At 46.0% G+C, this 11,164-nt stretch carries 10 protein-coding genes; 6 read left to right on the forward strand and 4 right to left on the reverse strand.

Features of this window, described 5'->3' with window-relative positions:
- Positions 1 to 46 precede the first annotated feature (46 nt).
- On the forward strand, positions 47 to 967 hold the full coding sequence (locus QT973_RS04855) for a glycine betaine ABC transporter substrate-binding protein (protein ID WP_333052534.1): 921 nt from the start codon (positions 47 to 49) through the stop codon (positions 965 to 967).
- 61 nt (positions 968 to 1,028) lie between these two features.
- Here QT973_RS04855 and QT973_RS04860 read toward each other — a convergent pair whose 3' ends face one another.
- The 4 genes from QT973_RS04860 to QT973_RS04875 form a co-directional block, all read right to left on the reverse strand.
- The gene (locus QT973_RS04860; protein ID WP_333052535.1) at positions 1,029 to 2,033 is read right to left on the reverse strand and encodes an AAA family ATPase; all 1,005 of its coding nucleotides are present in this window, start codon (positions 2,031 to 2,033) and stop codon (positions 1,029 to 1,031) included.
- Positions 2,030 to 3,223, reverse strand: a complete 1,194-nt coding sequence (locus QT973_RS04865) for an ATP-binding protein (protein ID WP_333052538.1) — start codon at positions 3,221 to 3,223, stop codon at positions 2,030 to 2,032. Before QT973_RS04865 ends, QT973_RS04860 begins: the two co-directional genes overlap by 4 nt.
- 246 nt (positions 3,224 to 3,469) lie before the next feature.
- Positions 3,470 to 5,743 carry a bifunctional (p)ppGpp synthetase/guanosine-3',5'-bis(diphosphate) 3'-pyrophosphohydrolase gene (locus tag QT973_RS04870; RefSeq protein ID WP_333052541.1) on the reverse strand — a complete coding sequence of 758 codons (2,274 nt, stop codon included), beginning with the start codon at positions 5,741 to 5,743 and terminating at the stop codon, positions 3,470 to 3,472.
- An 88-nt stretch (positions 5,744 to 5,831) separates the two neighbouring features.
- Positions 5,832 to 6,092, reverse strand: coding sequence for a hypothetical protein (locus tag QT973_RS04875; RefSeq protein WP_333052543.1), 261 nt, complete (start codon positions 6,090 to 6,092; stop codon positions 5,832 to 5,834).
- A gap of 113 nt (positions 6,093 to 6,205) precedes the next feature.
- On the opposite strand from QT973_RS04875, the gene patD reads away from it, so the two are divergent.
- From patD to QT973_RS04900, 5 genes are all read left to right on the forward strand, one after another.
- Positions 6,206 to 6,592, forward strand: a complete 387-nt coding sequence (gene patD, locus QT973_RS04880) for a heterocyst frequency control protein PatD (RefSeq protein ID WP_333052545.1) — start codon at positions 6,206 to 6,208, stop codon at positions 6,590 to 6,592.
- A 57-nt stretch (positions 6,593 to 6,649) separates the two neighbouring features.
- Complete coding sequence (locus QT973_RS04885; RefSeq protein ID WP_333052547.1) at positions 6,650 to 7,234, forward strand: zf-TFIIB domain-containing protein; 585 nt, start codon at positions 6,650 to 6,652, stop codon at positions 7,232 to 7,234.
- Between the two features lie 356 nt (positions 7,235 to 7,590).
- Complete coding sequence (locus QT973_RS04890) at positions 7,591 to 9,264, forward strand: ABC transporter ATP-binding protein (protein WP_333052550.1); 1,674 nt, start codon at positions 7,591 to 7,593, stop codon at positions 9,262 to 9,264.
- Positions 9,265 to 9,367: 103 nt separating this feature from the next.
- A complete protein-coding gene (locus tag QT973_RS04895) occupies positions 9,368 to 10,441 on the forward strand; it encodes an RNA polymerase sigma factor, RpoD/SigA family (RefSeq protein ID WP_333052553.1) in 1,074 nt (357 codons plus the stop codon).
- A gap of 176 nt (positions 10,442 to 10,617) precedes the next feature.
- Positions 10,618 to 11,103 (forward strand): GNAT family N-acetyltransferase, encoded by a 486-nt coding sequence (locus QT973_RS04900; RefSeq protein WP_333052556.1) that lies wholly within the window; start codon positions 10,618 to 10,620, stop codon positions 11,101 to 11,103.
- Positions 11,104 to 11,164: the final 61 nt, after the last annotated feature.

Consider the following 11,164-nt stretch of genomic DNA (forward strand, 5'->3'; position numbering starts at 1 on the left):
ATAACTTATAAAGTATTAATTGTAGATGCTTAATTTGAGTTAAGTCATGAAAATATCTAAGAACGATTTTTTTTTCTATTCCTGCTGGCTGCTTTGCTTGCTTGCAGTAGCAGGATGTACCTCTAAGCCCGAAAAGCAAGTTGTCATCTGCTCGAAAGACTTTACCGAACAAGTCATCCTCGCCGAAATTTTAGCACGCCATATCGAAGCTAAAACAGATATCAAAGTAGAACGAGAACTGAATCTGGGAGGTTCGCTTTGCCATCAATCCCTAACAGCAGGTAAAATCGACTTGTACGTCGAATACACGGGGACTGCTTACGCCAACCTGCTCAAACAAAAACCGATTTCTGACCCCAAAAAAGTCCTCGATTACCTCAAACAAGAATATCCCAAACAGTTTAAAGCAGAATGGACGGAACCGCTGGGATTTAATAACAGTTTTGCGATTATTGTGCGGGGAGACGATGCCAAAAAACTCAATTTACAAACTCTCTCGCAACTTGGGAAAGCTTCACCTAACCTCCGGGCTGGTTTCGGCCCAGAATTTAACGAGAGAGAAGATGGGTTTCCCGGATTGGCGAAAACTTACGGAATTAAGTTTCGAGAACAACCGAAGGAATTGCTGTTAGGATTGCTTTATCAAGCGCTGCAACAAAAAGAAGTAGATGTGATTGCTGGTAATACGACGGACGGTTTGATTCAAAGTTTAGGTTTAGTAGTTCTCAAAGATGACAAGGGCTATTTCCCGCCCTACGAAGCAGTTCCGGTTGTGCGATCGCAAATTTTGGAACAATACCCGGAATTGCGTCCAGTGCTCGCAGAATTGGGCGGCAAAATCTCTGAGGAAGATATGCGGAAACTCAACTATCAAGTTGACGGGGAACAGCAGGAAGCGGGACAAGTGGCGCAGGAGTTTTTGCAGCAAAAGCTGGGCGCTGCAAAGCCCGCACCTAGCGCAAAGTAATGGTTAGTTTCTCTCCTAAAAGTTCACTTTATAGGCGTAGCAGCTTACTTAAAAGTTGGGATTAGAAATTGGTAAGTATTGGGATTTCTACGGTTTCAGCAATTTTATGAGCTAGCTTTTTAAAGTCTCCGTAAACACTTTGCACGGCCTGGATGTGAGAACCAATTGCCCCATCCGCAGGTTTGAGGTGGAACATAGGTTTATGGGCTTCCTGGGCAAGCGGCATCAGACTCTGATAGTGTTTTAGCAAAGCTAAACAGTGAGGATCTTCGGCGATGGAAAGTGTGCTATTTTCCGATTCATTGAGCACAGCTTCCCGATAAATATTAGGAATCCGTGCAATCCATCGCTGATAAGCTTTCACTGGGCGGTCTAGCCGTACCGAGTGTTGCAGGACAATATAACCAACAGGTTGCATTTGACCTTGAGGAAGCTTTAAATCAGGGGCAGGATTTTTCTCTAATCTTTCTAGCCATTCTTGCCGCCAGCGTCTGAGAGTTGGGCCGAGATTTTTCAATCCTTGCAGTGAGAATAAATCCGGTGATAGAGGAACTACTACATAGTTAGCTGCAATCAAAGCGGCCCGGTTAATCGCTCCTAAATTCGGGCCGATGTCTGTCAAAACTACATCAGCTTGATGAACTGTTGCTGCTTCTTGCAAGAGTCGCCAAAAAGCAGAAATGACCCGAAAAGAACGCTCCTTGCGATCGGTGCAGCCGGGCCATTCTGCTGAGAGGTCATCTTCAAATCCAGAGAGCAATAAATCTCCTACCAAGAGTCCCAATCTTTCTTCAATGTGCTCTACTTCTGGAGTAGCAATATCACCAATTCCTCTAACTAAAGGCTGTACGCAGCGAAAAACTGTGTTAGGTCGGTTATTGCCTTCCCACAATTCTTCTAAACGTTCTTCCTCTAGAAAAGCAGCAGTCAGATTGGCTTGGGGGTCTAAATCTGCTGCTAGCACCCGCAGCCCTAAATTGCGATACATCCAGGCTAAATGATATACTAGCGAAGTTTTACCGACGCCACTTTTATTATTGAAAAAAGCAATAATGGGTACTGTCACGGATGCCTCCTAATAATTACTAAAACATGAGCATCTTCGACAACAAACTCCGGTGGTGGACTGCCATTTTTTTGCAGTGAATTGCGAGCTATGGCGATACCCATTCCAAACCTTTGTACATAACCAAGATTTTTTAAGGCTTCTGCTAAGTTTGGATTGCGGTAGTCAGTGATTCCAGGCCTACCAAAATTTTGTCTGTTAACTTGTCCAAAGGGCCCTCCGGGGTTTTGAATTTCAATGCGATCGCTAAACCAGGTAATTCTTACTGGTGCATACGTCCCTTCATAGGTGCGGTGCAAGAGCGCATTTCTAGCAAGCTGTTGCAGTGCTACTAACGGGTAATCTGGCTGCTGGATTTCCACTGACTGAGCGGTAATATCAGAAGCTATTGAGATATGAGATTGCAGTATTTCATCTAACACTCTCAGCATCATAGAAAGTGGCCCGGCAATTTCTTTCTGGTCTTTAATTGGGTCGGTTAGCTCAGTTCCCTCAATTCGCAAAAATTGAATGTAAGCACCCGGTATCAATTGCCTTGGGTCTTTTCCTACTACCAATATACCTAAATTTGTTGGCTGAATTGACGGTAAACTGGTAATAAATCTTACTGATGCTAATTGGTGTTCGACGGTTCTTTGATTTTCTTCTAATATGTCACTAGGCAATGCTGAAGGTAGATATTCCTGTTGAAATAAAGTTAAATTTAAGTCATCTAGTGTCCCGGAAGGCAAAGATTGAATATCAAAAGGTAAATCTCTGGAACGCCGTTTTTCTGAGAGACGGCGCTCTTCTTCGGCTGTGGCAGTAGCGCGGCGGGGGCCCACCCGTACCCAGATTCGCCCCTCATAGCGGACAGGGGGTGCATCTGATGGTTCTACAATGACTGCTGCTAACTCGCATCCCGCAAGCGTTCGCTTTTGCACGGTTATCGCGGGAAAAGGCAGTATATTTCCATCTGAACGCATATCCGAGAGGGTTAGTAACAGTTGATCGGTGATGCTCAAATTGGCACAGCTTCCATCATCATTAACACCTATAAATAGTACCCCTGGCTGTTGGTGGTTTGGCAAGTCGTTGGCAAAAGCGCATATAGCCTGACGGAGTTTACCCCTATCGGATGTTGAGGCCTTGCGCTCTACTCGATCGGATTCAATGTCTTTGAGGAGATTTTCTAACTGACTGTCATCCATGCTTTAACTTATTTGTCGTAAATTATTCTTACTGCTTGCTAACAGCCGACTGCGGCTATAGCAATCCTAAATCATTTGTGAATTTCTTACTCCCTCCCCTTGATAAGGGGAGGGTTGGGGTGGGGTAAAAAATTTACGACTCCTGCAAGGATTGCTATAGTTTGGGAATTGTTAAGAGTTTAAATAGAAAAGTTTATTTTCAATTACTACTTACCAATTTCCCGCATCAGCCGCTAAATTAAATTTCTAAGTCCCTTCACTCAGCCTCCGCAAATTCAAAATATCGCTCATCTTTTTAATTTGCATACAAGTCCGCTCGAACTGTTGTTTATCCTGGATATCCATGCACAAATCAATTAAGGCCGGCAATCCGGGATATGTTTTGACTTGAGCGCTGCGGACGTTTACTTGGTTGTCCTTCAAATGCGATAAAACATCATTGAGAACTCCCACTCGATCGAGGGCTTCAATTTGAATGTTAACCGGATAAGTGTTGGGTCGAGATTCATTGCGGTTGCTGGAATTCCAACTCACAGGAACCAAGCGATCCCCAGGTACGCTCTCAACATTTGAACATCGTTGTCGGTGAATCGAAATTCCGCGAGTGCGAGTCACAACTCCAATAATTGATTCCCCAGGAATCGGACAGCAACAGCCGGCTAAATGGTAGAGCAATCCCTCTACACCTGCGATGGGCGATTTGCTCGGAGACGAACTCGGTAATGGTTTCGGTGTCGTCGATGCAGGTATTAGCTGGGGCAATTCGTGGGTTGCTGCGGGAGCAGCTTCAATTTTTTGCTGCACTTTTACTAAATCTCGCAGTCGATTTACTACGAGATTTAGGGTGACTTCGCCGTAGCCTAAACCGGCGATTAAATCTTCGACGCTGTGGTAGTTGCAGCGCTGAGCCACCGATTGCATGGGTTCAGATTTTAGCAAAGATTCTAAGCCGTTTTTACCTAATTCTTTTTCCAGCAATTCTCGGCCGCGAGCGAGATTTTCATCTCGGTGCGATCGCTTCAACCACTGGCGAATTCGGTTTTTTGCTCCGTTTGTCTTGACAAAATTCAGCCAATCGGAACTCGGATGACCATTTTTTTGGGTCAAGATTTCTACAATATCGCCGTTCTTTAAAACCTTGTCTAGTGTCACCATTCGCCCGTTGACTCTGGCACCGGTGCAGTGATTGCCAATTTCTGTGTGAATGCGGTAAGCAAAATCTACGGGAGTTGATCCGCTATTGAGAGCAATTACGTCTCCGTTAGGAGTAAAAACGTAAATATCTTCGTCGAATAAGTTGTCCTTAATGCTTTGTAAATATTCGCGATCGTCTTTGAGGTCGCTTTGCCATTCAAGGAGTTGTCGCAGCCAAGTAAATTTTTCGTCATCGCCGGTGACTTTTGTGTTAGAACCGCCGGTTTCTTTGTATTTCCAGTGCGCGGCAATGCCGTATTCTGCAATGTGGTGCATGGCTACGGTGCGGATTTGCACTTCGATGGGGCGGCCGCTGGTTCCGATTACTCCGGTGTGCAAAGATTGGTAGCGGTTGGCTTTTGGTAAACCGATATAATCTTTAAAGCGGCCGGGAATCGGGCGGAAAGAATCGTGGACGATCGCCAAAGCCCGATAACAGTCATCATTGGTTTCTACTATGATCCGCACCGCTGCAATATCGTACACTTGGTTAAAGCCTTTTTGGCGGCGCTGCATCTTCCCATAAATTCCGTACAAATGTTTGGGACGACCGCTAACTTCATAGCATTTAATGCCTAAATTGTCAAGCCTTTCTCGCAAACTATCTGTGACTTCTGCGAGTTGAGTTTCTCGATCGGCCCGCTTCACCGCCACCAATTCCTGAATTTCGCGGTAAGCTTCAGGTTCCAGGTATTTAAAGGCTAAATCTTCCAATTCCCACTTAAAGCGGCCAATACCCAAACGGTTCGCTAGGGGAGCAAAAATATCTCGGGTTTCTAGGGCAATACTGCGCTGCTTTTCTTCGGACAAATGCTCCAAAGTTCTCATGTTGTGCAGCCTGTCTGCCAGTTTGACGACAATGACGCGAATATCTTTAGCCATTGCTAGGAACATTCGGCGGAAATTTTCCGCAAGGCGCTCTGTTTTGCTGGAAAAATTAAACTTAGAAAGCTTGGTGACACCTTCAACCAACTGTCGCACTTCGGCGCCGAACCGCTGTTCTATTTCTTCGAGAGTAATATCTGTATCTTCAACAATGTCGTGGAGGAAGCCGGCGGCAATCATGACGTTGTTGCCGCCCATATACCGGAGTATTCCAGCGACAGCTACCGGATGGCAAATGTAAGGTTCTCCTGATTTGCGGTATTGTCCTTCGTGCAAGTCGCGGGCAAATTCAAAGGCCCGACAAATTAAGCTGTCGTCCGTCGAACAATTCGGGTTAGGGCCCCCATCAGGCTCCGATCGAGCATTCAGGCATTCTTGCAGCCAATCGGGAACTACAGCAGGATCGATCGAAGGAGAGGGAGTCAGAGTGTTCGCGTTCATGGGGTACACCTTTAAAACTTAGAAATACAAATGGTTAAAAGCCGGTTTTCGGTTGAATTGCCGAAATTATGTGTTTAGCTATACTAAACTAATTGAATGCCACAATTTGCAATTCAAAAAAATAGTCGATTTTTCTCAAACTATACCTATCTAATTCCGAGTCGCCCCCCCTCGCAGGTAGGAAAAGATAGTGACACCACTGCTGCCGCAGCAGTCTGTCGATCGGGGAAAATCGGGTAAAATAAGCATATTTTGGCGGTAGCCGTTGAGGTTGCGGGCGATCGGCATTTACCGGCAACGCTAAACTAAAAGCAGCAGCCAGAAGGGTAGAGTCAGGGCAGCAAATCAAAAAAAGTTCTCACAAAACAGGGAATAGCTCCAAAAACGCACAGCTTCCCTCCCTATGAGCAAACTTAAGTAAGTATCTACTTTGATTATAAATACAAATTTGTTTACAAAATCATGATATTGTCCGAAGACCGCCGCCAGTGCTACCAAGAATTACAGCAAGCGCTAGAAGAACTACAAAGAACTGCTGCACAGGAGAATCTGGATCGGGCCGCGCTGGCGATCGAATACACAAAAGTGCAACAATTTTTCGGAAACCAAATTATGAGAGCCGAAAGCGATGAGTTAGACGCCTCAGAAACACCCCCAGAGCAGTCCTATTTGACGGAAATTCACAAGCAACTGCGGTTATTGGGGACAGATGTCACCTTTTTGCAAGCGTCGCGCCAGCCAGCGACAGCAAAGGCGAGGCAAACTGGGGCGATCGCGCGGCTTAACACGCTAATTGGCTACTGTGGCGCGCTGCTGCAAAAAAATTCTGGTTCTTCAGGGCCCGCCTAGATACAGAATTAATAATTGAATTAACAGGGAATTAATAAGGCAAGGAGAAATAAAGCGGTGGAATGTCCAAAATGTAAACATCCCAATTTAGAAGGCGGTACCTTAGCCGGCCGTATGTCGGTGCAGTGGTGTCCCAACTGTTACGGTATCTGGATTCCAGGCAGAGAATACGAAGCTTGGCAAAAAGAGCAAAGCCAGTGGTACAACAAATCCGAGAAGCCTGATGCGACAGCGACTCTCGGCATAGAATTCACGCCGTCTCCCTACGACAGCAAAGCAGCGCTGTGTCCCGAAGACGGTCACTATCTGTCGCGGGCGAAAGTTCCTTTCAGCAGAGTGCCCTTTTACATAGAGCGCTGTATGTTGTGCGGGGGCATTTGGTGCGATAACGGCGAGTGGGACATTCTCGAAAGTCTGGGATTCCACACCGAGATTGACAAGATGTTTTCTCCGAATTGGCAAGCTAAGGCCCGCGTGCAAGAACTCGCCTCTCGGGAACGTCAAGTGCTGACTGAGAAGTTGGGGCCGGATATCGCCGGATATGTGTTGGAACTCGCGGAAGTTTTAGCAGACCATCCTCACGCAGATTGTGCCGCTACTTACATACTGCGGAGAGCTGAGTTGAAGCGAAGGGAAATTTAGTCAGTTGTCAGTTGTCAGTTGTCAGTTGTCAGTTGTCAGTTGTCAGTTATCAGTTGCTCGGTGAATGATGTACTAATAAAAGCTTTGTTTGTAGCTATTTTTATTTGTATTTACAAACAGCAGAGCCGTCTCTTGCCCATAACTAATAACTCTGAAACACTAAGAAGTAACAACTAACAGCCAGGATATTGACCATTAAATAACAAATAACAAATAACAACTGACCGCTGACTACTGACCGAAAGGCTCCAGGATACAAGCCCCCGAATTTATCTCGCGCAAGTTAATGCTTTAATTCTTTAATCTAAAATCCAAAATCTAAAATCTAAAATCGATTGACTAAGGACTAATGACTAATGACTAATGACTCTTCTCTATTTTCCGTTGACAATCTGCGAGTAGCTTATCCCCAGCGGCGGGGCCAATCCGGTTGGGCCGTGGACGGGGTTTCCCTGACGCTGAAACCGGGGGAAAAGCTCGGATTAGTTGGGGAGTCTGGGTGCGGTAAGTCAACTTTGGGAAGGGCGGCGATGCGGTTGCTGCCGGATTCAACGCTGATTGAGGGGCGAGTTAGTTTTGCTGGAGAGTCGGTGTTTGATATGAATGCTTCGCGGCTGAGACAATTTCGGGGCGAAGCTGTAGCATTGATTTTTCAAGATCCGATGACTCGTCTCGATCCTTTGATGACTGTAGGAGAACATTGCATCGAGACTTTGCAAGCTCACCGACCGAATTTGGATCGCAAGCAAGCTAAGAAACGGGCAATCGAAACTCTGGAAGCTGTGAAAATTCCCGCGTCTCGCTGGTCGCAATTTCCCCACGAATTTAGCGGCGGAATGCGGCAAAGAGTAGCAATTGCTTTGGCTCTTTTGCTCGATCCCAAATTAATTGTGGCGGACGAACCGACTACAAGTTTGGACGTAACTGTAGCTGCTCAGATTTTGCAGGAATTAACCAGACTTTGTGAGGAACGGGGAACGGCTATTTTGTTGATTTCTCACGATTTGGCGATGGTGGCTGAGTATTGCGATCGCATTGCGGTGATGTACGGCGGTAAAGTTGTAGAAACAGGGCCGGTGCTAAACGTTTTTGAAAAACCGCAGCACGAATATACTCGATCGCTCCTCAAAGCAGCTTTGCACATTCAAGCCGATTCTGACAAAGGGTTAGCATTCGAGGAAATCAGGACTGAAGCCGTTACTGCAAACTTAACAAATTCGCCTCTTTTGACCGTAACCAATTTGCAGCAACACTACAGTTTAGAAAGCAATTTATTAGATCAGTTGTTTTCCAGGAATCGGCAGGTAATTAAAGCCGTAGACGGCGTTAGTTTAGAGCTACAACGGGGAGAAATCCTAGGGCTGGTGGGGGAGTCCGGCTGCGGCAAAAGTACCTTGTCACGCACGATTTTGCAGCTAATTACCGCGACTGGCGGCAAAGTGGAATTTCAAGGAATAGATATAACTGCCCTGAACCGCGATGCTGTGAGGAAGCACCGCCGCGAAATGCAAATGATTTTTCAAGATCCCCACGCTTGCCTGAATCCGATGATGACTGTCGGGCAAAGTATTGCTGATCCTTTGTTTATTCACAAATTAGCTAATGGCAGCGAAGCTAAAAAACAAGTAATCCAAATGTTAGAGCGGGTGGGTTTAAGTCCAGGGGAGGATTTCTTTCGCCGCTATCCGGGGGAATTGTCAGGAGGACAACAGCAGCGAGTTTCTATAGCCCGTGCTTTGATTACTCGGCCGCAACTGATAATTTGCGACGAACCTGTGAGTATGCTGGATGCCAGCGTGCAGACTCAAGTTTTAGAGCTGATGTTGGAGTTGAAGCAGGAATTTAATTTGACTTATCTGTTTATTACGCACGATTTGTGGGTGGCGAGATTTTTTTGCGATCGTATTGCGGTAATGAATGCTGGAAAAATTGTTGAAATCGGTAAGACTAGGGATATTTTTACTAATCCGCAGCACCCTTACACTCAGCAGTTGTTGCAGGCTGCTCCTTTACTAGCCCGAACTAATTGATTTGGGATTTGGGATTTGGGATTTGGGATTTCGGAAATTTCGGGTTAAATTGGTTAAAGTTAAGGGATACTTTTCAAATCCTTCCACCGACACCAAGCACGATATGGCAGAATCTGACCTAGGCAGTTTTGCGGTGGCACCCGAAGCCTCATTCGCGATCGCAGAAGATGAAGACACCGAGATCGATCGTCCGACGGTAACTCGATCGTCAGCATACAACAACTGGTCTGCCGACGATCCAGTGGGAGCTTTGTTCAAGGAAATGGCTCGGTATCCTCTACTGACAGCAGCCGAAGAAGTAGAGTTGGCGCGCCGCGTTCAAGAATTGGTAGCCCTGGATGAACTAGAACAGCGTTTGCAGCAGGAATTGGACAGAGTGCCGACAAAAGCTGAAATCGCAGCGGCTTTGGGGATAAGCGAAACTCAAATGCAACAGCTTCGCCACCAGTGTCAGTCGGCGAAACGGAAAATGATCAGCTCGAATTTGCGCTTGGTGGTTTCGATTGCCAAACGCTATCTTAATCGGGGCGTGCCTTTTCTCGATTTAATTCAGGAAGGAGCTTTGGGTTTAAATCGAGCAGCCGAAAAGTTCGATCCAGAGAAGGGTTACAAGTTTTCTACCTATGCCTATTGGTGGATTCGCCAAGGAATTACCCGGACAATTGCCAATCAAGGGCGGACGATTCGCTTGCCTGTTCACATTGTCGAACAGTTAAATAAACTCAAAAAAGTTTATCGAGATTTGAAGCGTTCTCTTCAACGAAATCCAAGTGAAACTGAACTTGCTAGAGAAATGCAAGTTAGTTGCGAACAGCTTCGCTACCTCCAGCAAGTACGTCGGCAATCTTTGTCTCTCAACCACCGCATCGGCTCAGAAGAAAGTTCGGAACTTTTGGATGTTCTCGAAGATAACGCGACGCAATCTCCCGAAGCTCAGATGAATGAGATGATGATGCGCCAAGATATTTTGGAGGTGTTGGACAGTATTTTGACTGAGCGGGAAAAAGAGATTGTTGCTATGCGTTACGGTTTGCTGACCGGCGAACCTTACACTTTAGAAGAGGTCAGCAGTTTGTTCAATTTGTCCCGCGAACGAGTCCGTCAAATTCAAAATAAGGCAATGCGAAAGCTGCGCCGCCCTCAAGTGACGGAACGATTGAAGGGCTGGTTGAAATAAACTAAAAAACCTTGAGTTGGCATTTTGAAAAATCTTAAAATTATTGTGGGGTGGCACTCCGAGGCCACCGTAAATATGCTGGTTTAATGTGGAAAAGCTTAATTAAAAATTACCAATTAAAAATTTCTGGATGTGGTATTTTTAATTGTTGATTGTCGCGTACTACTTACTTATTTATGTCTTCTGAGGTAATTTTGCGCCCCGCTACCCGCGCCGACGTGCCGGTGCTGTTTGATTTGATTAAAGCTTTAGCTGAGTACGAAAAATTATCTCATGCCGTTACTGGCAATGCCGTTGATTTGGAGCGTCATTTGTTTGGCGATAGACCTTTTGCTGAAGCGGTTTTAGCCGAGTGCGAAGGTCAAGTTGTGGGCTGGGCGCTGTTTTTTTACAATTATTCTACTTTTTTAACTCAGCCGGGAATTTATTTGGAAGATTTGTTTGTGGTGCCTGAGTTTCGAGGGCGGGGGATTGGCAAGTCTTTGATAGTTTATTTAGCGCAGTTGACGGTGGAAAGGGGCTGCGGGCGTTTGGAATGGAGCGTTTTGGATTGGAATGAATTGGCGATCGGATTTTACAAGGGTATCGGTGCTGATGTGATGCCCGACTGGCGGATTTGCCGGGTTGCGGGCGAGTCTTTGGCAAATTTGGCATCGAAGTAATTCAGGCGTGTGGAACAGGCATCTTGCCTGTGTGTGAAACAGGCATCTTGCCTGTGTGTGG

The sequence above is a fragment of the Microcoleus sp. Z1_A1 genome (assembly GCF_036700305.1).
Lineage (GTDB): Bacteria > Cyanobacteriota > Cyanobacteriia > Cyanobacteriales > Microcoleaceae > Microcoleus.